Annotated in this window: 19 protein-coding genes; 4 read left to right on the forward strand and 15 right to left on the reverse strand. The window is 48.3% G+C overall.

Annotation, left to right across the window (positions count from 1 at the left end; genetic code table 11):
* Positions 1–8: 8 nt before the first annotated feature.
* Together P6910_RS18040 and P6910_RS18045 are read left to right on the forward strand one after the other, a co-directional pair.
* Positions 9–5042 carry a PilC/PilY family type IV pilus protein gene (locus P6910_RS18040; protein WP_317142641.1) on the forward strand — a complete coding sequence of 1678 codons (5034 nt, stop codon included), beginning with the start codon at positions 9–11 and terminating at the stop codon, positions 5040–5042.
* 2 nt (positions 5043–5044) lie between these two features.
* Entirely contained in the window at positions 5045–5494 is a 450-nt protein-coding gene (locus tag P6910_RS18045) for a type IV pilin protein (RefSeq protein ID WP_317142642.1), read from the forward strand.
* A gap of 44 nt (positions 5495–5538) precedes the next feature.
* Here P6910_RS18045 and P6910_RS18050 read toward each other — a convergent pair whose 3' ends face one another.
* The 13 genes from P6910_RS18050 to murJ all read right to left on the reverse strand — a co-directional run bounded on the left by P6910_RS18050 (position 5539) and on the right by murJ (position 20563).
* Positions 5539–6399 (reverse strand): D-hexose-6-phosphate mutarotase, encoded by an 861-nt coding sequence (locus P6910_RS18050; protein WP_317142643.1) that lies wholly within the window; start codon positions 6397–6399, stop codon positions 5539–5541.
* A gap of 308 nt (positions 6400–6707) precedes the next feature.
* Positions 6708–7916 carry an alginate export family protein gene (locus P6910_RS18055; RefSeq protein ID WP_317142644.1) on the reverse strand — a complete coding sequence of 403 codons (1209 nt, stop codon included), beginning with the start codon at positions 7914–7916 and terminating at the stop codon, positions 6708–6710.
* 128 nt (positions 7917–8044) lie between these two features.
* The gene (locus P6910_RS18060; protein WP_317142645.1) at positions 8045–8914 is read right to left on the reverse strand and encodes an ABC transporter ATP-binding protein; all 870 of its coding nucleotides are present in this window, start codon (positions 8912–8914) and stop codon (positions 8045–8047) included.
* 18 nt (positions 8915–8932) lie between these two features.
* Positions 8933–9931, reverse strand: coding sequence for an ABC transporter permease (locus P6910_RS18065; protein ID WP_317142646.1), 999 nt, complete (start codon positions 9929–9931; stop codon positions 8933–8935).
* A 150-nt stretch (positions 9932–10081) separates the two neighbouring features.
* Positions 10082–11425, reverse strand: a complete 1344-nt coding sequence (locus P6910_RS18070) for a CmpA/NrtA family ABC transporter substrate-binding protein (protein ID WP_410493942.1) — start codon at positions 11423–11425, stop codon at positions 10082–10084.
* 88 nt (positions 11426–11513) lie between these two features.
* Entirely contained in the window at positions 11514–11729 is a 216-nt protein-coding gene (locus P6910_RS18075) for a hypothetical protein (protein ID WP_317142648.1), read from the reverse strand.
* A gap of 146 nt (positions 11730–11875) precedes the next feature.
* The gene (locus P6910_RS18080) at positions 11876–12463 is read right to left on the reverse strand and encodes an ANTAR domain-containing response regulator (RefSeq protein WP_317142649.1); all 588 of its coding nucleotides are present in this window, start codon (positions 12461–12463) and stop codon (positions 11876–11878) included.
* Between the two features lie 161 nt (positions 12464–12624).
* A complete protein-coding gene (ispH, locus tag P6910_RS18085; RefSeq protein ID WP_317142650.1) occupies positions 12625–13569 on the reverse strand; it encodes a 4-hydroxy-3-methylbut-2-enyl diphosphate reductase in 945 nt (314 codons plus the stop codon).
* Positions 13566–14051, reverse strand: coding sequence for a peptidylprolyl isomerase (locus tag P6910_RS18090; protein WP_317142651.1), 486 nt, complete (start codon positions 14049–14051; stop codon positions 13566–13568). The genes ispH and P6910_RS18090 overlap by 4 nt, the downstream gene beginning before the upstream one ends.
* A 91-nt stretch (positions 14052–14142) precedes the next feature.
* Positions 14143–14637, reverse strand: coding sequence for a signal peptidase II (gene lspA, locus P6910_RS18095; protein WP_317142652.1), 495 nt, complete (start codon positions 14635–14637; stop codon positions 14143–14145).
* A 232-nt stretch (positions 14638–14869) separates the two neighbouring features.
* The gene (gene ileS, locus P6910_RS18100; RefSeq protein WP_317142653.1) at positions 14870–17707 is read right to left on the reverse strand and encodes an isoleucine--tRNA ligase; all 2838 of its coding nucleotides are present in this window, start codon (positions 17705–17707) and stop codon (positions 14870–14872) included.
* Between the two features lie 168 nt (positions 17708–17875).
* Positions 17876–18799, reverse strand: coding sequence for a bifunctional riboflavin kinase/FAD synthetase (ribF, locus tag P6910_RS18105; protein WP_317142654.1), 924 nt, complete (start codon positions 18797–18799; stop codon positions 17876–17878).
* A 180-nt stretch (positions 18800–18979) separates the two neighbouring features.
* On the reverse strand, positions 18980–20563 hold the full coding sequence (murJ, locus tag P6910_RS18110) for a murein biosynthesis integral membrane protein MurJ (protein ID WP_317142655.1): 1584 nt from the start codon (positions 20561–20563) through the stop codon (positions 18980–18982).
* A gap of 288 nt (positions 20564–20851) precedes the next feature.
* Here murJ and rpsT point away from each other — a divergent pair, with 288 nt between their 5' ends.
* The gene (gene rpsT / locus P6910_RS18115) at positions 20852–21118 is read left to right on the forward strand and encodes a 30S ribosomal protein S20 (RefSeq protein WP_317142656.1); all 267 of its coding nucleotides are present in this window, start codon (positions 20852–20854) and stop codon (positions 21116–21118) included.
* Between the two features lie 239 nt (positions 21119–21357).
* Complete coding sequence (locus tag P6910_RS18120; RefSeq protein WP_317142657.1) at positions 21358–22473, forward strand: hypothetical protein; 1116 nt, start codon at positions 21358–21360, stop codon at positions 22471–22473.
* 86 nt (positions 22474–22559) lie between these two features.
* Here P6910_RS18120 and proB read toward each other — a convergent pair whose 3' ends face one another.
* A complete protein-coding gene (proB, locus tag P6910_RS18125; RefSeq protein ID WP_317142658.1) occupies positions 22560–23690 on the reverse strand; it encodes a glutamate 5-kinase in 1131 nt (376 codons plus the stop codon).
* 114 nt (positions 23691–23804) lie between these two features.
* Complete coding sequence (gene cgtA / locus P6910_RS18130) at positions 23805–25013, reverse strand: Obg family GTPase CgtA (protein WP_317142659.1); 1209 nt, start codon at positions 25011–25013, stop codon at positions 23805–23807.
* Positions 25014–25114: the final 101 nt, after the last annotated feature.

Below are 25114 nucleotides of genomic sequence, written 5' to 3' on the forward strand. Positions count from 1 at the left end.
TAGCCTCCATGAAATTGAAGTCCATTAATATAACTTTACTCACTTCCCTTTTACTCACCACCAGTACTGCAACATGGAGTGACGATACAGACATATTCCTGAGCAATCCAAACTATGATAGTTCAATCAAGCCTAATGTACTTTTTATCCTTGATAACTCCGGTTCGATGGATTGGTCACTCATAGATAACTATGATGCAGGCTATGGAGAAGACTCTCGCCTTGATGTGCTTAAGCAGTCATTTGGTGACATTATGGCAAATGCATCTGACATCAATGCTGGTTTAATGAAACTCCACGCCCGATCAGGAGAATCAAGCCGACTCACTTTTCCTGTTACGGATATTGATGCCCTTTATGGCTCAGATATTATTCTGGCTGGAACACCTGAGCTTTTAGAATCAACCGATGATGCTACTGAAGATCTCACAACGGGCACGGTAACTACATCTTCCAACACTCTCATATTAGGTGTTGAGAGCAATTCAGCTATAAGTAATCAAGAGCAGACGTATCAGCTTCAAAACCATTATGACAGCCCTGAAGGACTTATTTCAGATGGTTCAATTTGGTATAACACATCATACTATTCATTTTATGATACTCAGCTGAATGGGCTTTATTTCAGAAATCTAAATATACCCTTTAATGCCATTATCGAAGAGGCTCATATTAGATTTCGCAGCACGTATGATACCGATGAGTTCGTGGAAATTAAAATTGACGCAGAGCTGGCGAAAAACCCGCAGCCAATGGGACCGGGTCAAAGTAATTTTGGAAATAGGCCCCGGACTTCCGCCAGCCACGTTTGGGAACCTGGTGACTGGTCAAGTAACACTAACGGAGTAACTGACGATATCTCAAGTGTCATACAGTCGATTCTGAACGACGCATCGCTCAATTGGATGGCTGGTGAAAAGCTGAACAATCTGTCACTTTTTATGGAAGTTATTGGTGGAACACCCAATGATCGTCATATATTCAAAGAGCAATCCAATGGAAGCTATAAAAACTACGCCCCCAGACTGTACATAAAATACTCTGTACCGGAGAGTACTGTTGAAAAAGTAACAGGAGTTCGCTTCCAGTCAGTAGGGATCCCCGCTGGCTCAACAATAAACAGTGCAAAAATAGAGTTTACATCCACTGAAAACAGTTCTGAGCCTATATCTCTTAATGTCTTCGCAGGGAAACCAACAGGCAACAACAATAATTCATTTTCTCAAAATAATCAAAATCTCAGCAGCAGAGAAAAATACGGACCTATAACGTGGACTCCCGGAGCCTGGTCTGCAGGAACTTCCGAAGACCCAAGTGTTCATGGAGTTGATGTAACAAGCCTACTTCAAGAGGTTGTTAATGATAGTAACTGGTGTGGAAATGACAACAGCACCTTCTATGTTAGCAAGAGTTCTGGAAGTGGTAAACGCACTGCTTACAGCATTGACGGGAACAATGCTAAAAAGCCTCGCCTCGTTGTTCAGTTCACTCCACCCGCAAACGGAACCGGTTGCATAACCTCTATCATTAACACGCGCATTAATGGTTCAGATCAGGATGCTTATGAGTGGAACTCTGATGGAGGTATCTATTTATATAACAATGAGATTCGCATGGGTGGTAATTCAAGCACCTATTCTACAGGCGGTCTTCATTACCCAAGATTACCCCTGAAGAAAAATGCCACCATTTTAGAAGCCTATCTTGAATTGACCTCGCATAATAATAATTCAGGGAACATGTCAATCCGTATTCAGGCAGAGGACCAGGATACTTCGTCAGCATTTGTCAGTGGCTACAGAAATATTACCTATCGTAACAACTTAACCTCTGCATCTGTTGACTGGTCAATTCAGGAAAACTGGATTACTGGCATCACTTATCGCTCGCCGGATATAAAAGATGTTATCACTGAAGTCATCAGCAGAAATGGCTGGCAGGCTGGCAATAATCTGACCCTGATCCTCAAGGCCACCGGGGGTGAGCGTTATGCAAAGAGTTACGATAATAGTCCATCATCTTCCCCTCGACTAATAGTTAAAGTTGCAGACGGTGGTATCGACACAAGTGCGGGCTATAGAGTTAAAGACCATCTTGTATCTCTAGTTGAGAATATGTCGGCTGGTGGAGGCACCCCCATTGTTCCGAGTATGTACAATGCAGCCAATTACTACACAAGCGCTTTTCGGGGGAACCAAACTCCCATAGTTAACTCTTGCCAATCCAACCATCTTGTATTGTTGACTGATGGACAAGCGAACAGCAATACCTCTACAGCAGTAGATGGCATTGCCAGCTTGATCGGCCAGACCTGTTCAGGAGATGCCTACAATGATGGTGAAAAGTGTGGCAGATCCCTTGCAAAGTGGATGGCTACAAACGATCTGGTTGATACCGTTGAGTCTGTCAATACAGTAACCACTCACACAATCGCTTTTGCAACACAAGCTGATCAGAATGCCAAACAGTTCATGCAGAATTTGGCCTATCAGGGAAGAGACAGAACGAAACCCGATAGCGAAGTAGGCTACTATGAGGCAAAAAACGCTCAGGATCTGGCAAATGCTTTCAACGATATTGTTAACGGCATTCTTGACAAGGAAAGTACTTTTGCAGCGCCTGGTGTTGCTGCAAACTCATTCAACCAATCCCGGCACCTGAACAAGATTTTCTACAGCGTCTTCAAGCCCTCTCTCACCGATCGCTGGATAGGAAACCTTAAAAAGTACCAGTTGCTCACTGACAATAATGACTCCACAGAAATTTATGACGGTAGTACCCCCCCTCTCCCGGCGATAGATCAGGAAACAGGTTTCTTTAATGATGCTTCCAAAAGTTTTTGGAGTGCGACGCAGGATGGCAAAAACGTTGATGAAGGTGGTGCAGCCAGTCGCTTCAATAGTGCAGATAACCGTAAAATATTTACCTATATTGGTCAAAATCCAGCGGGCACTTCTGTCTCTATTGCGGCTGATAATCAACAATTGAAAATTACAAACTCAAATCTGACACCTGACCTGTTTGGCCTGAATAATGCTGATGTTGCCAGGAAGAATGAATTAATAAATTGGCTAAGAAACCCTAACACCTGGATGGGAGACCCCCTCCACTCCAGACCCGCATTGGCAAATTACCGGTGTCGCAACCAAACCGTAGACAACCTCTACAGTTGTAGTGAAGATAACCTGGAGCTTGCCCTGTTCATTGGCAGCAATGATGGAATGTTCCATGCGTTCAACACCACCCCCATATCCGGTCAAGAGCAAAATATGGAATACTTCTCGTTTATTCCACAAGAGTTATTGCCAATACTGGATACTCTCGAGGAAAACAACACAACAAGCCGTATACCAGGACAGCAGGGCCGCCCCTATGGTTTGGATGGTGACATTACCTTATGGACCAACGATGTGAATGGTAATGGTGTGATTTATGGTGGTGCAGACACTATGGACTACGACAATGACAGCGATACCCTGTTAATACCCAGTGACACTCTAAACCCGAATGAGTTCGTATATGCCTATGTCGGCATGCGTCGCGGAGGACGAAACTATTATGCATTGGATGTCACAGATTTAAGCACTCCTGAAATGCTTTGGTTCATTCGTGGAGGTGAAGGTAATTTCAGTCGACTTGGACAAACCTGGTCTAAGCCAATTAAAGCAAAAATAAGAATAGGTAAGTCGGTCGACAGCTCAATAGATAACAAAGTAAGCAGCAACCTTACTGAAACCATTGATGTACTTGTCTTTTCAGGAGGCTACGACAACAGTCAGGATGCCTCTGCAATATACAAGGCAGACACCATGGGTAATGCAATATACATTGTTGATGCAAGTACGGGTGAACTCCTTTGGCACGTAAGCCCAGATAATACTGCCTCACTTAAGCTGAATAAAATGCAATACAGCATCCCTGGCGGAGTCAGCCTGGCCGATCTCCAAGGAGATGGATTCCCGGATCAGATTCTGTTCGGAGATACCGGAGGCCAGCTTTGGCGCTTATACCTGAATCAGTGCATACCCATTTCAAACGATAACGGAGAGTACAGCAACGATCATTGTGCTGTTACTTCAAGAAGTGAATTGGGTAATCTGGTCTGGCCAAGTGACTCGGATGGTAATGGAATCTGGGATAACGACGACGGGGTTATGGCTTACATCGGTTATCCAACAGCTCAAGACACTTCTCAGAGCATACAAACAGATAACGCGCGCAAGTTCTATACCCGCCCCGACATTACAACTTTCGGAAGAAACGGACGCCTTAATATAGGCATCGCCATGGGTAGTGGAAAACGCTCTGACCCTCTGGGAAGAATTAACCAGCACACAGAAGATCGCTTTTTCTTCATTACCAGTGAGGAGTCATACAACCCAAGTTTTAGCTCTGACAGCAGCGACGACAACTATAAGTCCAAGCGATCCGTACCAAAGCATACAATGTATAACGTGAACAATAACGACCTGATAGAAATCAGTTATTCACAAAACAGTGACGGAGATTACGTAACATCAGTACCAACAGGCTCTGATACCCTTCAGAAAGGCTGGTATCTCAGTATGTCGACCATTCCTGGCTTGCATGAAAAAGTTCTGAGTGATCCGACTATTTATAACAGTGAAATTTATTTCAGCAGTTTTACACCAGAGGCGGATGCAACAAACACTTGTTCAGCAGTTACTGGTCGAAGCTGGGCATGGAAAACAAGCCTGGACGGACAGGTTATTGATCGCGATCGGATTAATACCAATGGTATTGTCGATGCCAGCGTATTCATTCGGCTTGCAAAAGACGAGAGTTCTGATTCAGAACCCTCACCTCAGCCGGATGGAGGAACACCCCCGCCCGGAGGTGGTACAAATCCAACTCCAGATGGCGAAAACCCATCTCCTGATGGCGAAAACCCAGATCCAGATAGTGAAGAAAACCCATCTTCAGAAAACGACTCAACATGCCTGATGTTTAATGGTACAGATGGAGAAGAAGTAGCTTGTCCAAACTTTGAAGGCAGCAGCTACTGGAGACAGGTTAGATAGCCATGAAAGATACAAGAACAACAGAAAGAGGCTTCACTCTGATAGAAATGATGATTGTTATAGCAATCATTGGAATACTGGCTGCCGTAGCAATTCCTGCCTATAACCAACAGGTACAGGATACGGCTACGGCAGATGCACGTGCCTCACTCACGGGATTGGCGAATGCGATGGAAAGGCAAAGAGCTCAAACAGGTTCTTATTTAGGAGCTTCTGCAGCTGATGGTGATGGCGATAATGACAACGGTGCCCCTAGCATTTTTGCCACCCAAAGCCCGGAAACCGGCAACCCGAACTTCAACCTTACCATTGCTGTTCCAGCGGGTGGAGTGACTTACACTTTGACTGCAACGGCTACTGGTGCTTCAGGTATAACTGCGGGAGATACTATAACCCTAACCTCGCTGGGACAGCGAGGAGGGACAGGCACACTCGTCAACGTCTGGAACTAGTCTCAAACAAGCCCTCTGAACCTGAGGGCTCAACACCAAAAATATCACCCCACAAAAATCTCAGCCACCATAACATGACTCCCCCCCGGCTCCAGCCCAACAGAAACCTGGGGCAACGTTATCGTTTCCACACAAACCATAGACTTATAATCAAAAGTAGGCACATCATGCATTTTTTCTGCCCGAACAGGTCCCGGGCTCCAGACGACTGTGCCGTTGCTGCCGGATTTTTTGATGGTGATTTTTCTTCCCAAACCAGGATCGTGAAGGATGCAGCATTCGCTATCATCAATATAGGTTCTGTCGACTTCACCCTGAATGATCACATCCCCTTCCTGAATGCAGGCTCTGCTGTCGTCGGCCTCATCCAGGTAACGCTTGCCATCGAGTCCTTCAATCCAGATCAGATCCGTGTTTGAAACGGTGAAATAAGTATGCAACGCCTGACTGATTTCAACTTTTCTTGCTCCAGTGTTTCTCGAGGTCAGACTGATTCTTAGTGTTTTGCCAACAATAATCTCTATAGTCAGGCCTGCTTTACCATCCCATTCCGGAATACTGTCAATCGGTAATGACAAAACAACTCGAGTCTCGCCAGTCTCTAGCGTGTCAGTCAACTCAAATTTCCAAAGCTCTGTTCGGGCAAAACCGTGATTGGGGCCTCCTTCCTGTCGGGGACCAAACCATGGCCAGCAAATGGGCACGCCACCACGAATCGCTTTTCCCTCAACCATATCCGCTAGCGGGCTCAGCCAGAGGACCTTCTCCTGACCTTTTGGCTGATAACTTAAAACCTGCCCTCCCTGCAGGGAAATCATGGCTTTGGCAAAAGGATTGTCGATTTCAAGAACTGGCACAGCGCCTATCATTCTGGGTTTGAAAGCAGAATTCGTTTGAAAAGTCATAGCAAAACTTCCTGAGTTGTAACATCAGAATAACAGACCCACATTTCTGTGACATGACCAGATACCTCATCGACACATGCACTTACATCTACACCTGCAGATACACTGATAGCAGGGTATGCGGTCAGTCTGGACTTATTGTGGCAACCAAAAATTTACAAGACTATGAAAGAGTATAAAAACTTCAGATAGAGAATTGGGTAAGTAGGCGATAACTATCGTATTTTGGACATCCGATAAGCTGGATTGAATAAGGGATCAATAACTATTTTATGAAAGGGAAGCCCAGGCTTCCCTTTTCGTTATTATCAGAAACTTAAACCCACCCACAACCAGAATTTATCGGTGTCTACCATCTCAGTATCATCACCTGCTGTATAGGTGGCATATTTCACACCCGCGTTATAGTGTTTCCCAAACTTCTTGCTGTAGACCAGATCGATCTCTTTGCCCAAATCTTCAATACCGGAGCTATCGTCGTCAGCACTAAAATCGTGATAGGTAACCGACCACTTGCCACCAAAGAGCTTGCCGCCTACCGAGGCATAAAGATCCTTAAGACCCTCCTCAGGAGTGCCCAGGAACTGATCCGCCCAACCATTGAACTTATGAGCGGTAGCCAGCGGCGTCGAGAAGCCATAATTACCATCATCGGAGCCCAGCACTTCATAACCCACTTTGGTAGTAATGCCGAATATCGCTACTCCACCCTCGACAAAGTAGAAATTGGCATCGTATTTATCTGAACCCAATTCGTACTCCTGAGTGGCAAACTCTCCGGTGTAGAGGAGTTTCAGGTCACTGACATCTGCGGAACCTGAGAGTCGCATGCCGTACGTATCCAGACCGTTCTCGGTATCATCATCCAACTCAAGCAAGTATGCGTAACCAGTCAGCTTTCCTAACGGTGTGACATAAGAAGCATTGAGCAAATGATCCTTGGATCTAAGGTCCTTTTCTTCCGCAAAAATTCGGTTGCGTTTGTTAATGTAGGCGTATTTCAGTGACAGTCCTTCAACAGGCATATAATCAGCGCTGAATGCATTAAAGGTTTGCCGGTCCTGTCGCCAGCCGACATGTCCCACAAAACGTTGATTATCATACGCGATAACCTGTCTTCCGAGTTTTGCAGTTAGCCCTTCCATTTTATATTGAATAAATGCCTGGTCGACTTCGGTCACTTCCGGATCAGCAATCACAGAATAGTCAGCACCATTGCCAACCGTATCATTGTAATCATCGATACCCGCTATAGACCTTGAATCTTCAAATTCCAAAAGGCCAGAGAAACCGTAGTAATCCCCTGTCTTGTATCCCAGTCGAGAGCGAAGGGTCAGTGCTTTGCCATCTTTAAGGGTATTGTCCTGATCAACAGTCTCGTATCTGAGCCTGAAGTCACCATACGCCTCTCCGCCGGTAAGCGCTTCTATAAATTCGTCAGCCTGAACCTGAGTCGTTGAGACAGCCGCTGCCCCCGCAATAGCCGCTGCCAGTAGTGTTACCTTTGTGTGTTTCAAAGACTTAAACTCCATTTTTTGTTGTGAAAAACCTTTTATCGTATGGGCGACAAAAAAATTATTTCTCTCGCCCATTGCTTATTTATTGTTGTTATTATTGATTGAACTGCGTTGTATCCCATTGGATACTACGCAGCCTGAAAGCTTTCCTTACTGCTGGAAGCTTCTTTTTTCTTTTTATGCTTGCTAATGTTTTCCACCTTGCGCTGTTTCTCATAGAGGAACTTCAATACTTCAGAGCGCAGGCGGGTGTACTCAGTGTCTTCTGCCAGAGCCAGACGATCTCTGGGGCGTTCCAGATTGATGTCAAGAATTTCACCAATAGTGGCTTCTGGCCCATTGGTCATCATGACGATACGATCTGAGAGCAGTACGGCTTCATCAACATCATGGGTAATCATGATGACGGTGTTATTCAGCTCCTGCTGGATCTCCATCAAAGAGTCCTGCATATGAGCCCGGGTCAGGGCATCAAGAGCACCGAAGGGTTCATCCATCAACAAAATTTCAGGCTGCATGGAGAGTGCCCTGGCAATGCCGACACGCTGCTTCATGCCCCCGGAAATTTCATCAGGTCGCTTATGCATGGCATGCTCCATGTGCACCAGCTCGAGGTTATGCTCTATCCATTCTTTTGTTTCAGACTTGCTTTTTGAGCGTCCAAATACCTGCTTAACCGCCAGCTCAACGTTCTGATAGGCTGTCAGCCAGGGCAGCAGAGAATGATTCTGGAACACCACGGCTCTTTCCGGTCCCGGCTCCCTGACCTCCTTACCGTTAAGGACTACACCTCCGGTCGTGGCCTGGTAGAGCCCGGCAACAATGTTCAGTACTGTTGACTTACCACACCCCGAATGACCAATCAGTGAAACAAATTCTCCTTTACTGATCTTCAGGTCCACTCCTTTGAGTGCCGTGAAAGGCCCTTTTGGCGTATCAAACACCATGTCGATGTGGCTGATATCTAACAAAGTGCCCGCTGCTTTTAGAGAGTTCATGTCTGTCACCTCCGTGAATTAACTGACTGTGCCGGCCTTGTCCCAAGAGACAAAGCGCTGCAGCTGAAGCATGGTGCGATCCAGCAGAAAACCAATAAACCCGATGACGATAACGGCCACCATAATCCGGGCCAGAGAGTTGGAGCTGCCATTCTGGAATTCATCCCAGACGAACTTTCCAAGGCCGGGGTTCTGGGCCAGCATTTCCGCAGCGATCAGAACCATCCAGGCAACCCCTAACGACAATCTCATACCGGTGAAAATCATCGGTATGGAAGCGGGCAGAACAATTTTCTGCACATGCTTCAGGGCTGGCAGTCTCAGCACACGGCTGACATTCACCAGATCCTTCTCAATAGAAGAAACGCCCACTGAAGTGTTGATTACCATGGGCCACAGACAACAGAGCGTGACGGTAATCATGGAATTTAAAAAGGACTTGGCTACCAGAGGGTCAGGACTGACATACACAGCACTGACGACCATGGTCACCAAAGGTAGCCAAGCCAGGGGAGAAACCGGTTTAAAAATCTGAATAACAGGATTCACTGCCGCATTCAGGGTTTTATTCAGTCCTATGGCAATCCCCAAGGGTATGGCGATGACTGCTGCCAGGACAAATCCACTCAGCACAGTGATAAGGCTGGTGAAGATCTGGTCCAGAAACGTTTCTTTACCGGTGTAGGCACGAATTTTGGGTACGTAATCCGGGTCCTTCGCCAGTCTGGCTTCAATACGCTTCTCTTGTCGCTCGTAGAAGGCCTGCTCTTTGAGTCGTTCGGCTCTGTGCTCTTCATAGAGCGACCCCATTTGCTCCCAGACTGCCGAAGGCCCGGGAAATTGGCCTAGTGATGTATCGATTTTGCTGGCGGCTCCTGCCCAGATCATCAGAAAGACCAGGATGCCGGCAAAAGGAATCAACAGGGTTTTAAAGGTTATTGTTATTGATGTTTTAAGACTTTCAGAAATAATTGGCTTGTTAGTATTGTTATTGGCCAACGCAGTTTCAGTTGTCATGTTGGTTCTCTCCCCAAACAGCCTTGAGCGGAAAATTCAGCCCATCCCAAAACATAAAACAGTGTACAAATCGTGATGGGGCTGTATTTTCTAAATCATCAGCCCGAGCTTGAATGGATCAACCACAAGGCTGATCCATTCACGACAAAATCAGATCTTGTCGCCCTGCTTCAGACCAATACTGAACTTGTTGATGTACTCATTAGGCTTCTTGCCGTTGTAGACGATGCCGTCAATGAAGTGGGTCTGTGGATTTCTGAACCCGTCTTCTTCTGCAAAGTTCGGGAAGTCACTAACCTTGGCCAGTTTGTCTTCGATCAGGGACTTGGCAGCTGCTTCGTAGATGTCCGGACGATAAACTTTCCTGGCAATATCGACGTACCATGAATCGGGTTTATCTTCAGAAATCTGTCCCCAGCGACGCATCTGGGTCAGATACCAGATCGCATCAGAGTAGTAGGGATAAGTTGCGTTATAACGGAAGAAGACATTGAAATCAGGTACTTCACGCTTGTCACCTTTCTCATATTCGAAAGTACCGGTCATGCTGTTGGCAATCACGTCGTAGTCAGCACCTACATAATTGGACTGGGAAAGTATTTTCACAGCCTCAGGACGGTTGGCGTTGTTATTTTCATCCAGCCATTTGGCAGCACGGATCAGTGCGCGGGTCAGACGAATAGTGGTGTTGGGATATTTCTCGGCAAAGGCTTTGGTAATACCGAACACTTTCTCCGGATTGTCTTTCCAGATCTCGTAATCCGTAACAACAGGAACACCGATATTTTTGAAGACAGCCTGCTGGTTCCAGGGCTCACCTACGCAGTAACCATAGATAGTGCCCGCTTCCATAGTGGCTGGCATCTGGGGTGGCGGAGTCACGGATAACAGTGCGTCAGCATTAATCTGACCCGAGGTATCCCCCTTGTGCGGAGCATAATATCCGGGGTGAATGCCACCCGCTGCCAACCAGTACCTTAATTCATAGTTGTGTGTAGATACCGGGAAGACCATGCCCATGTTGAATGGCTTGCCGTCGTCTTTGTACTTTTCCACAACCGGCTTCAGAGCATCTGCCTTGATGGGATGCTGGGGCTTGCCGTCTGCCCGTTTGGGAATATTCGGTTTCATCTGTTTCCAGATTTCATTGGAAACAGTAATACCATTACCGTTCAGATCCATGGAAAACGGAGTGATGATTTCCGCTTTTGTACCATAACCCATAGTCGCGGCAATAGGTTGACCGGCCAGCATATGCGCGCCATCGAGCCGTCCATCGATGACACCATCAAGTAATACTTTCCAGTTTGCCTGAGCTTCTATGGTGACGTACAAGCCTTCATCTTCGAAGTAGCCTTTTTCGTACGCAATGGCTATGGGTGCCATATCCGTCAGTTTGATAAAACCAAACCTCAGTTCTTCCTTTTCCGGATAACCCAGCTCAGCATTTGCCTGTATTGATACAAGACCACTGACGCTAATCAGGGCACTCATTGCCACCGACTTAAAGGGTCTAAACCACTTCATTTGTCACTCCAACTATCTCTACTGATAGCTTACTGCCCTGCTACCTAAAGATTTATTATTCTGCACCGCCCCCTGAAATGCCGTTTCGGCTCTGGCTCATGCTTCGCTCCATCACCTCGTCGTCACGCATTTCAGGGGTTCGGTACATCCATGTAAAAAAAAAGCGCCCACCGCTAGCCGGAAATTCTTCCAGACAGCGGTGAGCGCCTTTGCTCTCTTTCACAACGTCTTTGTTGTGAATACCTGCTCCTGCCGCCCTTGGCAGGAACATTTTTTATTGTTGTAGCAGACTTATAGCATTCTTCGTGCCAACTAATTTCAGCCCCTAACCATGCTTATTTTTCAATTTTCTTTCATTTTTATTTCGGTTTGGTGCAAAACACAAAAATTTCGCACCAACAACGAGCAATCTTTCGATCATGACGCTTTTTCTTCCAGCATATTGAAAACATCAATGACATTTCTGGCCACAGCTGCCAGAGTTTTACCGTTATCCATAGCCATCTTTCTTAACTTTTTATAAGCCTGGTCTTCATTGATCCCTTGTCTGGACATCAGCAACCCCTTGGCTTTGTCCAGTAACTTTCGATCTTCCAGACGACTCCGGGTCCGCTCCAGCTCATCTTTCAATGACTGGTATTCCTGAAAACGGGCAACGGCCACATCAATAATGGTTTTGAGGCGCTGAGGCTGCAGATCAGCCACGATATAAGCATTAACGCCGGATCGTGTGGCTTGCTGGACGATGTTGTCAGTGGTTTGCTCTACAAACATTACGACAGGGAGTGGAGTAGTCTTATTGATCAAAGCGAGCTTTTCCAGAAGTGAGGGGGCAGGCTTATCCAGACCAATCACCAGAATATCGGGCGAGACACTGGAAACAACGGTCAGCAGGTCCTCATTCTGTCCCTGTCGCTTAATGACTTGATAGCCAAACTCATTAAGTGCCTGGTTTAAAACAGACAGTCGAGCCGAACGGTCTCCAATCAATAACACCGAACCCATAACCTGTAACACTCTCTATCCCTGAAAAGATAACTATTCACAGGTTCTTTTAAGCAAGGGCTGTACCAGAGCAACCTGGAACAGGTTTAGCATTCAGAATCAGCCTCCTGTTTCGGAAACGAAATCGATGCAAACGCCTGATGCCTGGCCAGTTGGATGTCTCAGACTTCCACGATCCGAAGCTCTTTGGGCATGCTAAAAACAATATTCTCTTGCTCCCCTTCCAGTTCTTCGGGCTCTTCGGCGCCTAATTCAATCAACCGATTGATGACACCTTTCACCAGCACTTCGGGGGCTGAAGCGCCTGCGGTAATACCCAGACTCTCTTTGCCTTCCAGCCACTCAGGCTGAATGTCATGGGCTCCGTCAACAAGATAAGCTGACGCCCCTGTTCTTTCGGCTAATTCTCTGAGGCGGTTGGAGTTGGAACTGTTCACAGAACCTACCACAAAAACTGCATCGCATTCAGATGCCAGAGCCTTCACGGCATCTTGACGATTTTGAGTGGCGTAGCAGATATCGTCTTTGCGCGGTCCATTAATTTCAGGGAACTTGACTCTTAGTGCATCTATCACTCTGGCAGTATCATCCATAGACAGTGTCGTCTGTGTGACATAAGCAAGATGTTTCGGATCTTTCACTGTCAGTTTCCAAACATCGTCTTCTGTTTCGACGAGGTACATCTTCCCGCCTTTAGAGTCGTCGTATTGGCCCATGGTACCTTCCACCTCGGGATGACCATCATGACCAATCAGAATACACTCCATACTATCCCGGGAGTAGCGCACAACTTCCATATGGACTTTTTTGACCAGAGGACAGGAGGCATCAAAGACTTTCAAGCCACGACGGGCAGCCTCTGCTTCGACCGCTTTGGAAACACCGTGAGCACTGAAAATAACAATAGAATCATCCGGTATCTGATGGAGCTCCTCAACAAATATGGCACCACGCTGTTTGAGGTTTTCTACCACAAACTTGTTGTGAACGACTTCGTGACGCACATAAATAGGAGGCTCAAAAACATCCAGAGCCCGGTTTACAATGTCGATAGCCCGGTCGACGCCTGCACAGAATCCCCGGGGATTTGCCAGCCTGATTTTCATGCCTCTGCGCTCTTGTCTGGTGTATGAGTTTCTGGTGTATGAGTCGCTTGCGTGATATTCAGAACGTTCACTTCAAACAACAGTTCTTTACCTGCCAGCGGATGATTAAAGTCCACTTCAACATGGCTCTCTGTCAAACCAGTAATGACGCCAGCCAGCTCAGAGTTGGCCGCATCCGCAAAAGAAACGACTAAACCTTCCTGCAACTCCATATCATCAGAGAACGTGTCTCGGGAAAACTCCCTGACGTTCTCAGGATTAGGCATACCAAAAGCACCGACGGGTGGAATTCTGAAACTGCCCTGGTCACCCTCGGACAAGCCATAAATCACCTGCTCAAAGCCCTGAGGCAGGTTTCCATCCCCCACAACGAATGTAGCAGGCTGGCCATCAAAATTACTGTCTACCACCTGCCCGTCTTCCAGTTTCAGGGCAAAGTGCAGTGTTACCTGCCTTCCCGGTCCTACCACAACATCAGACATTGTTTTTCTAAACCCGCTTTCGAAAAATCCATTCATACATAAACAACGATTGCCGCCATCTTAAAGATTCCAGGTGCCTCACGACATAATTTCAGCTACGACTGTTATGTTGAGGCCGGAAGATATCCAGAACTAACATGGCTGCACCGGAGCTTATGGCCATATCCGCCAGGTTAAAGGACGGGAAATACCAACCGTCATAATACACCAACAGAAAATCCACGACGTAACCATTCATGACCCGATCATAAAGATTGCCCAGTGCACCTCCCAGTATCAAGGCCATTGAGCAGGCCTGCCACCTTTCTTCTTTCTTCATTCGGGCAAGCCAGCTGACCAGCATCAGGCTGACGACGGATGCCACCCCCACAAAAAGCCACCGTTGCCAGCCACTCTGATCACTCAGAAAACTGAAAGCGGCGCCGGTATTATAAGCCAGAGTCAGTGAGAAAAAGGATGGAATAACAGGCACCTGCTCATAAAGGTATAAGCTATCCACTATGCGATGCTTGACCACCTGATCCAGAATCAGAACCACTCCACTGATCCACAACCAGTGGAGCATTCCCCAGGATTTTTTTCTCATACTGTTGAGGCCCTTTAAATCTGTTTTAGTGAGTCCCAGTCAAATCTTATGCCGAGTTGTATAAGTGTCGATATGGTTACAAACCGAAATAGAAGATAAAGCTCTATATCTATAACCGGAGAAGGTGACTTTTCCTTGTCTGTCTGACTGTTCTCGCAGTCAAAAAACAGAGTACCAGTGGGTGAAAAAAATGCCCGTACACTACCAGGCATTTCTGATTCATGACGATCAATCAGGCAAATCTTCTGACCTCACCTTCACCGTCAACATTTTCAACACAACGCCCGCAGAGTGTTGTGTGTGCTTCAATAGTGCCAACGTCTTCACGACGGTGCCAGCAACGCTCACACTTCTCATGCTCTGACTTGCGCACAGCAACCTTCAAACCCTCAACTTCGGTATCCACAGCCTTTACAGCTTCAGGCAGAGGCTTCAGTTCAGCCTTGGAAGTAATCAGGACAAAGCGCAGTTCATCGCCCAGTTTGCCCAGCGTTTCCAACAGTGAGTCATTGGCAAACAAGGTCACTTCTGCTTCCAGTCCGCCACCGATCACACTCTCTTTACGAGCGTCTTCAAGCGCCTTATTGACTGCGTGTTTTACGGTCATGACAGAGTTCCAGTAATCTGCTCCCAATTCATCACCTTCCAGGCTTTTCAGGTCTTCATACCAGGTTTCCAGCAGAACAGACTTGCTGCGCGAGCCGGGAATGGACTGCCAGATCTCATCGGCCGTAAAGCTGGTGATGGGAGCAATCCACCGGGCAAAGGCTTCAACAATATGGAACATAGCCGTCTGACAGCTTCGACGCGCCAGACTATCTGACCGGGTTGTATACTGACGATCCTTGATGATATCCAGATAGAAACCGCCCAGATCCAGAGAGCAGAAATTATGTACTTTCTGGTAAACATTAAGGAAGTTATAGCTGTCATAGGCGTCAATGACTTCTTTCTGCAAACCCACGGCGCGATCCACGGCCCAGCGATCAAGAGACAGCATATCATCCCAGGCCACACTGTCGGTTTCAGGGTTGAAGCCGTTAAGGTTAGACAACAGGAAACGAGCCGTGTTACGAATACGACGATAGCTGTCTGCCGTGCGCTTGAGGATTTCATCGGACACGGTCATTTCTGCGGTGTAGTCCGTTGCAGACACCCAGAGACGCAAAATATCCGCACCCAGTGACTTGAATACCTTCTGGGGAGCAATAACATTACCCAAAGACTTGGACATCTTGCGACCATTGGCATCCACTGTGAAACCATGGGTCAGGAGCTGCTTGTAAGGTGGTACACCTTTAGCAGCAATGCCGGTCTTCAGGGAAGACTGAAACCAGCCACGGTGCTGGTCAGAACCTTCTACATAGATATCCGCAGGGGACTGCAAACCTTCGCGACGATCCAACACAGAGTAGTGGGTGACACCGGAGTCAAACCATACATCCAGAGTGTCTGTCACCTTCACATAGTGCTCAGCATCTTCTGCTGATAACAGATCAGCAGGCTCCAGATCAAACCAGGCATCCATACCTTCCTGCTCGACTTTCAAGGCCACTTTTTCAATGAGCGCAGAGGTATCAGGATGCAGCTCTTCGGTTTCCTTGTGAATAAACAGGGCAATGGGCACACCCCAGGTACGCTGACGAGAGATACACCAGTCAGGGCTCTGACCCAGCATGGACTCCATACGGTTACGACCCCAGTCTGGAGTGAACCTGACATCATCCAGTGACTTCATGGCTTTGCTCAGCAGGCCTTCTTTTTCCATGCTGATAAACCATTGAGGTGTCGCACGGAAAATCAGGGGCGTTTTGGTTCTCCAGCAGTGTGGATAGCTGTGCACCATTTTGGCCTGAGCCAAAAGACGACTATTTGCTTCTAACGTTGCAACAATCGTTGGATCAATCTTGTAAACATGTTCACCGGCAAAACGTTCAACATGACTGCGATAAATACCAGCATCATCCAGATAGTTCAGTGTGCCAATGCCGTACTTTTTACCGACATTAAAGTCATCGACACCATGGTCAGGTGCAGTATGCACACAGCCGGTACCGGCGTCGGTGGTGACATGATCACCCAGAATCAGGGGAATTTCACGATGATAGAATGGATGAGCTACTTTTTTGCCTTCAAGCCGGGCACCCAAGGTACGGGCGATGATAGTGTAGTCTTCAATACCATAGCGTTGCATGGCAGATTCAACCAACTGTTCGCCAAGAATCAGTCGTGCAGGCTGACCATTAACCTGACACTGAATCAGGGCATAACTCAGTTCTGCACCCAGTGTTACTGCCTGGGAGGATGGCAGAGTCCACGGCGTTGTGGTCCAAATGACAACGGCGACTTCGCCTTCACCCTGCTCATTACCCTTGCCATCACTGTCAAAATCGAAAGCGGACAGTAAATCAGCTTCGTCCAGAGCAGCGTAACGCACATCAACCTGGGTGGAGGTTTTTTCCTGGTATTCCACTTCAGCCTCAGCCAATGCAGACCCCCCAACCACACTCCAATAAACAGGCTTATAACCTTTCACCAGATGACCGTTGTCGGCTATTTTACCCAGGGCCCGGATAATGTCGGCTTCGGTCTGGAAGTCCATGGTCAGGTAAGGTTTATCCCAACTACCCAGGATGCCCATGCGTTTGAAATCTTCACGCTGACCATTGACCTGCTTGCCGGCGTAATCCCGGCACTTGGCACGAAAGGTTTTAAAATCAACCTTATCACCCGCCTTGCCCAACATGCCTTCCACTTTATGTTCAATCGGCAGGCCGTGGCAGTCCCAGCCTGGCACGTAGGGAGCGTCAAAACCGCTCAGGGTTTTGGACTTGATGATCATGTCCTTAATGATTTTATTGACCGCGTGACCGATATGAATATCGCCATTGGCATAAGGAGGGCCATCATGCAGAATAAACTTGTCACGACCTTCGGACACCTTGCGAATCTCTTCGTAAAGCGCTTCGTCGTACCAGCGCTTGAGCATTTCGGGCTCACGCTTGGCCAGATTTCCACGCATTGGAAAATCAGTCTCCGGCAAGTTCAATGTATGCTTATAGTCGGTCATAGTTGGATCTCATCATCACACGTCTTGTGGGCCAGACACACAGGCCCAAAGCTCGTCATCCCAAACTGTTTAAGAAACCCGCCCGGAAGTTCCAAACGACGTTTCTTAGCAATCTTCTCGCAAGCTGTTTTATCCAAGTATTCGTGAAACAGCTTTTTTGAATCTGGCTCATTGATGAAAGAAGCTTCTGGCCGCTTTCACATCATCAGTAATCGCTGCCTTGAGAGCATCCAGCGATTCAAACTTTTTCTCACTGCGGATCTTCTTGATAAATTCAACCCGCAGGGTGTGGCCATACAGGTCACCCTGATAGTCCAGAAGGTGCACTTCCAGCATGGCACGGGCAGCATTTACGGTTGGCCTGACACCCAGATTCGCCACCGCATCATAGCTTCGGCCATCGAACCATGCCCTGACTGCAAACACCCCCTGTATGGGCAGTGTCCGCCTGCAGACACGTATGTTCGCAGTAGGAAAGCCCAACTGTCTGCCCAACTGCTGGCCTTCAGTAATACGCCCCATCATGGTGAAGGGACGTCCTAACAATTTTTCTGCCTCATCCAGACTCGCACCAGCCAACAGCTCACGAATCCGGGTACTGCTGATACGGTCCATATCCATAGATACAGTTCGGGTGTCGCACACCTCGAACCCGAATTGATCGCCCATCCTTCTCAAGTGCGCAAAATTTCCCTGCCGCTTCAATCCGTAACGGAAATCATCTCCCACTATCAGATAGCGTATATCCAGCCCATCCACCAGCACCTTCATAACAAAATCATCCGGTGTCAGGTTTTGCAGTTTCTGATTGAAGGGCAGGCACAGTACCTGATCAACGCCGGCTTCTTCCAGAAGTGTCAGTTTCTCTCTCAGGTTGGTCAGTCTTGCCGGTGCCTGATCTCCCTGAAAATATTCCCGGGGCTGAGGTTCAAAAGTGATCACACAAACTCTGACATCCAACTCGAAAGCTTGCTGCCGCAATGCCTCCAGGATAGTCCGGTGTCCAAGATGAACACCATCAAAATTACCAATAGTCGCAACACAGGCGCGATGCTCCGGTCTGATATTGTGCATTCCGCGAATCAACTGCATTAGGCGGTCTATTCTCTGTTAAGCTGGCAAAGGCAGGGATTATATCTCAGGAGCGTTTTGTACTTAAGAGCCATGTTCATCAAATCACCGCTCTTTTTTCCCGGGCTGAATCTTTCGCCCGGAAAAGGACTGAAAGGAAGCCTGACAGACAGTAAAAAACTTCCCGCCAGACATTGCTCATTAATGCCTGAAGTGAACAGGGCGCAAACCCGCAACCAGGAGTACCGCTGAGTAAACAGCAAGCCCGGCAGCAACCACTTTCGCCATTTCAAACACTCTCTGCCAAAGCGTTGCATCCAGCCACCAGGCAGTATCACCCGCCATCCAGAGCAGTAGCAGCGCCATTGCGAGATTGGCAAAGATAAGACGCCCCCAGAACAACCACCACCCCAATTCAGGAGTGAATACACCGGAACGCTTTAACCCCCAAAACAATAATCCGGCATTCAGAAAAGCAGACAGTGTAGTAGCCAGAGCCAGACCCGCATGTTTAAGCCAGAAAACCAACATCAAATTAAAAGCCATATTGGCCACCATCGCAATGATGGCAATCTTGACCGGAGTCTTGGTGTCCTGACGGGCAAAGTAGCCAGGTGCAAGCACCTTGATCAGCATAAAAGCAATCAAACCCAGAGAATAAGCCCGAAGACTCATACCCGCCATAATCACGTCCCGGTTCTGCATCTCACCGTAGTCGAACAATGTTGCCAACAGAGGCTCTGACAGTATTAGCAGAGCAATGCCCGCCGGAACGCCAATCAACAGGACAAGACGAATTGCCCAGTCAAGGGTTTTGGAAAACTGTTCTCCGTCGTCATCAGCATGCTTGCGAGAAAGGCTTGGAAGAATCACTGTGGCAATGGCAATACCGAAAACACCCAGCGGCAGTTCAGACAGACGGTCTGAGTAATAAAGCCATGAGACACTCCCGGTTTCCAGAAAAGACGCCAGCACCGTATCCAGCAGCAAGTTGACCTGACTGACGGAAACCCCGAACAACGCCGGAATCATCAGTTTCATGATTCGCCTCACCCCCTCATGCTTATGCCCCCACCTGGGGGCTGGCAGCAGGCGAATCTGCAATAAAAAAGGAATTTGCAGTAACAACTGTGACACGCCGGCAATCACCACACCCCAGGCCAGGGCCATGACAGGCTCATCAAACCATTGCGACAACAATACAGTAGAGCCAATCATACTGAGATTCAGCAGAACCGGGGTAAACGCAGGTACCGCAAACCGGTTGTAACTATTCAGTATGGAGCCCGCCAGAGCCGTCAGCGAGATCAACAAAAGATAGGGAAAGGTAATCCTCAACATCTCCTCAGCCAACAACAGTTTTTCAGGGTAATCCATAAAACCAGGAGCAAACAGGCGGATTAACAGGGGAGAAGCCAACATGCATACCAGAGTCACCAGCAGCAGCAAAACTGCCAGAGTGCCACTGACCCTACTGATCAGATAGCGCACTTCATCAAAGCTGCGTTTAGTACGATACTCTGACAGCACCGGCACAAATGCCTGGGAAAAAGCGCCCTCGGCAAACAGTCGACGGAGAAAATTTGGAATCTTGAAGGCAACAAAGAACGCATCTGCTGACGATGTAGAACCAAAGTACCCAGCAATAACCACATCTCTGGCCAACCCCAAAATCCTGGAAAGCATGGTCATTATGCCCACGACCAGGCTCGACCTCAGCAAACTGGGTGATTTATCCTCGGCTCCACTCTTCTGAGGACTCTCTGATAAGTTTTCTGTGGACATTCGGGGCGCTCAAACGATCAAAAACCGATAATAGTACTGAGTTGTCAAAGTTATTAACAGCCTCACAATTCGGGTTTGCGCGCTATAGCGCCAGTAAGCCTTATTGACAACCCTTGCCCAAATAGGCATGATTCCGCGACTTGACTGTATGGGTATGGCACTGGTGAGACCCTTGCCCGGGGGATTCATTTGTGACGCGGCAAACACCATACTCCCAACAGGGTGCCCGAAGCAGCCCTGTTTAAAAACAGTGCAAATGGTTAATCAAGATTCTTAGGAGCACCACAAATGGCTAACTCTCCATCCGCCAAGAAGCGCGCCCGTCAGGCTGAGAAGCGTCGTACTCACAATGCTTCCCTGCGCTCCATGGTTCGCACTTCCATCAAAAAAGTAGTTCGCGCCATCGAAGCCAAAGACGTTGAGCTGGCTAAAACTGAATACACTGCGGCTGTTCCAGTGATCGACCGCATGGCCGACAAAGGCATCATCCACAAAAACAAGGCTGCACGTCACAAGAGCCGCCTGAATGCACAGATCAAAGCTCTGTCTGCATAATTGCCAGCCCTTGCATAGCAAGGGCATAACAAAAAGGCCGGTTTTCACCGGCTTTTTTTATGCCTTTACAAATTGAAACTTAAAATTCACAACTATACTTCCGCATTATTTCTTCCTACCCCCTCTCAACGAGGACCTTAACCATGCGGCATTTTTATTCGTTAATCTTACTCGCTTTCACCTGTCTGACAGTAACGATCTCTTACGCGACGCTAACCCCGCCTCCGGAAATTACTCTAGTGTTCTGTGCCCCCAAAGGCACAACGACCGAAACAATTACCGAAATGGGGATAGCCAAATTTGACTACAAAATAAATCCCGTCGAGGCTGCCGCACTGGTGCAAGAGACAATATCTGACCACCCTTTGTATCCCAAGGTCGTTTGCACCGGGGAAATCTCAAAGATCATGGAGAAACTCAAAATTGGCAGCCAGCCTGCTGCAAACAACAACGATCTTGAAGCCATACGGAAGATCGCAGACGCCGTTGCGAAGACTGAAAAGTCGTCCAAAACATTCCACAAAGGGGAAAATGAGTTTTATTACCGCGCCATCTCCCTGGAGAATTCAAAAGAGATCTTTATGGAACCCGGAAAGACTCAGGCCCTCTACCAAAAAGATTCCGCCATGCCCAACGCTGGAATCAGTGATTATATGAACAGAAATAGCGGCACACTTCTCCTGCTTCCACCTCTGGTATTCGCCGCAACTGGTGCTTCTGAATACACCATTTACTACATCCTGGCACTCGGCCTGGGAATTTCGTTCCAGCAAACAGGCATCTGGAATTCACTCACCATTCTGGCGCTGAATACCGCCGGCATAGCCGCCCAGGCAGGTCTGCTCTTTCAACAAAACAAAGGTGTCGAGTTTCAAGATGAGTGGGACACCAATGGTTATTCCGCAGAGGCAGTAAAAGAAGAGTATGAGAAGTTACGTGCTTCGGAGGCAGATTATAACACGGTGGCAACAACCTCTTGGACCATTCTGACCCAGCAGGTTGCAGCCACTGCATTTACATTCAGCTCTATCAAATTGGCAGCGGCCAAATATCTGGGCATGGGCACTGTACAGGCACTGGGCGTTTCATTTGGTCAGGCAGCGTTTAACATTATCTTCGAAAGCATAACAGGCTACCCCCTGGAAGATTGTATCCCTATTTTCAAATACGATAAAAATTACAGCGCTATCAGCGCCAGAAACTGGCCTTACTACGGCAAGAAATTTGTCGCCACCAACTTTTTCATGATTCACTGGGCTGCCAGACAATCAGGATTGATTGCTCAAAAAACTGCCTGGCTTGGTGGGCACCTGGGAAAAGCAGCATCCTTTTTGTGGAAAAAGAAACAGGATTAGCAGTACGTAAACGGGTGTCCATGAAACCGGGATCAGATCATAAAAACGACTGTTTCAATGAGTTCCGATCTGATCCCATACCCGACTCAATGCCCGGCAAGCACCATATTATCTCGATGCAAAAGCTCGGGCTCACCTGAGTAGCCTAGCAACTCACCAATCTGGTGACTGGGTTTGCCGACAATCTTCCGGGCATCATCGGCCCCATAATTGATCAAGCCTCGGGCCACTTCCTGACCCGACTCATCAACGCAGGCCACCATCTCTCCCCGAAGGAAATGACCTTCTACCGCCTTTACCCCCACGGCAAGAAGACTTTTCCCCTGATTTTTAAGCACATTAACGGCACCCGCATCCAGAACCAGCTTTCCTGAAGTCTGCATGTGCCCCTGCAACCACTGCTTGCGAGCAGCCAATCGCTCATGATCCGGAGTGAGCAAGGTCCCTAAAGCGTCCTGTTCAAAAAGGCGACGGATGACACTCTCAATCTTGCCGCCCACAATAACCGTTGCCGCTCCAGAGGCCGCAGCCTGACGAGCCGCCCGAAGCTTGGTTTGCATACCACCGCGACCCAGACGACCACTGCCGCCACCTGCCATAACATCCAGGGACGAATCAAAAGCCCTGGCCTCACTCACCAGTCTCGCACCGACGTCTTTACGAGGATCAGCAGTATACAAACCCTCCTGATCCGTCAGAATCACCAGAACATCGGCCTCCACCAGGTTGGCCACCAGAGCACCGAGAGTATCGTTATCACCAAAACGAATCTCATCAGTCACAACGGTATCGTTCTCATTAACGACGGGAACCACACCCATATCAAGCAGTGTTCTCAAGGCGCTACGAGCATTCAAATAGCGTTGACGATTGCTGTGGTCTGCATGGGTCAGTAACACCTGAGCCGGCTGAATATCATGCCTCTGAAAGCTGCTCTCCCAGGTTTGAACGAGTCGTGTTTGGCCCACGGCAGCCGCAGCCTGAAGCTCATTCAGAGCGGTCGGTCGCTCCTTTTGCCCAAGCTTTTCCATGCCGGCCGCCACCGCTCCGGAAGACACCAGAACCAGCTCAACACCTTGCTTACGCAGTTCGCACAACTGATCGACCCAGCCATCTATCTGGTCAATAGCCAGACCACGCCCTTCATCCGTTAACAGGGCGCTGCCTATTTTGACCACCCAGCGTCGGGCTGTTTTCAGCCTGCTACGCTCACTCATGTTGCCCTCCTGCATTCTCTCCTGAACCTGAGAAGGCTGTCACAACAGTGCAGTGCTTCGCTGATACTGAGTTATAAAGTGACTCAGCTTTGCTCGCTACTTTTGCCACAGCCTCTATGGTGCGTAGAAGACTTCAACATCATCATCGTCGTCATGATCATCATCGTCCCGAGCCGCTTTTTCAGCTTTTCTTGCCAGACGCTGCTGCCTTCTCTCTTCTGCCAGCTCACGCATACGCCCCCGGGCTTCTTGCTCCAGCTTCTGACGGGCCTCTGCTTCCTGAGCAGCCAGTTCAGCATCTTCGCTCTCCTGAAGATTTCGCTCTTCAATGAAAGACATCAGATCCTGGGCCAACTTTTCTGTACCCCGGGAAGAGATTGCGGAAATCTTGTAAACAGGACCTTCCCAGCCCAGCTCTGCAATTACCCGATCACAGATCGCCTGCTGCTGATCTTCGGGCAACAGATCCAGCTTGTTCAGCACCAGCCAGCGCTCACGTTCAGCCAGAGCCGGACTGAAACTTTTCAACTCATCCACAATGGCATTTGCTACGTGCACCGGATCGCTCTCGTCGAACGGAGCCACATCGACCAGATGCAGGAGTACACGACAACGTGAAAGATGCTTAAGGAATCGAATTCCCAAACCCGCGCCATCAGCTGCGCCCTCAATCAGACCGGGAATATCAGCGATAACAAAACTGCGATGCTTCTCCACACTCACCACGCCGAGATTAGGAACCAGCGTGGTAAAGGGATAGTCTGCCACTTTCGGCCTGGCATGAGAGACTGAGCGAATAAAGGTAGACTTACCCGCATTGGGCATACCCAGAAGACCCACGTCAGCGATAACCTTAAGCTCCAGTCTGAGCGAACGCTCTTCACCCGGAGAACCCTTGGTTGTCTGCCTCGGAGCACGGTTGATGCTGGATTTAAAGCGGGTGTTACCCAGACCATGCCAGCCACCCTGGGCAACCAGTAATTTCTGCCCCTCGTGCGTCAGATCACCAATCACTTCCTCTGTATCATCATCCACTACTGTTGTACCCACAGGCACAGGCAATTCCAGATCCTGACCCTTGGCACCGGAGCAATTACGACCACGACCCGACTCACCACTTTCTGCCTGATAGCTGCGCTGATAGCGATAATCCACCAGCGTGTTCAGGTCGTTCCCGGCAACCACATAGATGCTGCCACCGTCACCACCATCGCCACCGTCTGGCCCCCCTTTGGCAACATACTTTTCACGCCTGAAACTCAGGCAGCCATTGCCACCTTTGCCAGCCTGAACTTTGATGGTGGCTTCATCGACAAACTTCATTCAAAAATCTCCCGCAGCAATGACTTCAGACGGCCAATGCCTGCAGATAAATACTCACCCAGATGCCTGCAGCAAAAGAAAAGCATTGACCTCCAGACACT

Origin of the sequence: Endozoicomonas sp. 8E, assembly GCF_032883915.1 — a bacterium.
GTDB lineage: Bacteria > Pseudomonadota > Gammaproteobacteria > Pseudomonadales > Endozoicomonadaceae > Endozoicomonas_A.

What these genes read in the sequence shown, in the direction of transcription:
- rpsT (WP_317142656.1), top strand. Translation starts at nt 20,852, where the DNA reads ATGGCTAACTCTCCATCCGCCAAGAAGCGCGCCCGTCAGGCTGAGAAG.
- ileS (WP_317142653.1), bottom strand. Translation starts at nt 17,707, where the DNA reads ATGACCGACTATAAGCATACATTGAACTTGCCGGAGACTGATTTTCCA.
- P6910_RS18090 (WP_317142651.1), bottom strand. Translation starts at nt 14,051, where the DNA reads ATGTCTGATGTTGTGGTAGGACCGGGAAGGCAGGTAACACTGCACTTT.
- ispH (WP_317142650.1), bottom strand. Translation starts at nt 13,569, where the DNA reads ATGAAAATCAGGCTGGCAAATCCCCGGGGATTCTGTGCAGGCGTCGAC.
- P6910_RS18050 (WP_317142643.1), bottom strand. Translation starts at nt 6,399, where the DNA reads ATGACTTTTCAAACGAATTCTGCTTTCAAACCCAGAATGATAGGCGCT.
- P6910_RS18075 (WP_317142648.1), bottom strand. Translation starts at nt 11,729, where the DNA reads ATGTTCCTGCCAAGGGCGGCAGGAGCAGGTATTCACAACAAAGACGTT.
- P6910_RS18065 (WP_317142646.1), bottom strand. Translation starts at nt 9,931, where the DNA reads ATGACAACTGAAACTGCGTTGGCCAATAACAATACTAACAAGCCAATT.
- ribF (WP_317142654.1), bottom strand. Translation starts at nt 18,799, where the DNA reads ATGCAGTTGATTCGCGGAATGCACAATATCAGACCGGAGCATCGCGCC.
- lspA (WP_317142652.1), bottom strand. Translation starts at nt 14,637, where the DNA reads ATGAGAAAAAAATCCTGGGGAATGCTCCACTGGTTGTGGATCAGTGGA.
- P6910_RS18040 (WP_317142641.1), top strand. Translation starts at nt 9, where the DNA reads ATGAAATTGAAGTCCATTAATATAACTTTACTCACTTCCCTTTTACTC.
- murJ (WP_317142655.1), bottom strand. Translation starts at nt 20,563, where the DNA reads ATGTCCACAGAAAACTTATCAGAGAGTCCTCAGAAGAGTGGAGCCGAG.
- P6910_RS18080 (WP_317142649.1), bottom strand. Translation starts at nt 12,463, where the DNA reads ATGGGTTCGGTGTTATTGATTGGAGACCGTTCGGCTCGACTGTCTGTT.
- P6910_RS18060 (WP_317142645.1), bottom strand. Translation starts at nt 8,914, where the DNA reads ATGAACTCTCTAAAAGCAGCGGGCACTTTGTTAGATATCAGCCACATC.
- P6910_RS18045 (WP_317142642.1), top strand. Translation starts at nt 5,045, where the DNA reads ATGAAAGATACAAGAACAACAGAAAGAGGCTTCACTCTGATAGAAATG.
- proB (WP_317142658.1), bottom strand. Translation starts at nt 23,690, where the DNA reads ATGAGTGAGCGTAGCAGGCTGAAAACAGCCCGACGCTGGGTGGTCAAA.
- P6910_RS18070 (WP_410493942.1), bottom strand. Translation starts at nt 11,425, where the DNA reads ATGAGTGCCCTGATTAGCGTCAGTGGTCTTGTATCAATACAGGCAAAT.
- cgtA (WP_317142659.1), bottom strand. Translation starts at nt 25,013, where the DNA reads ATGAAGTTTGTCGATGAAGCCACCATCAAAGTTCAGGCTGGCAAAGGT.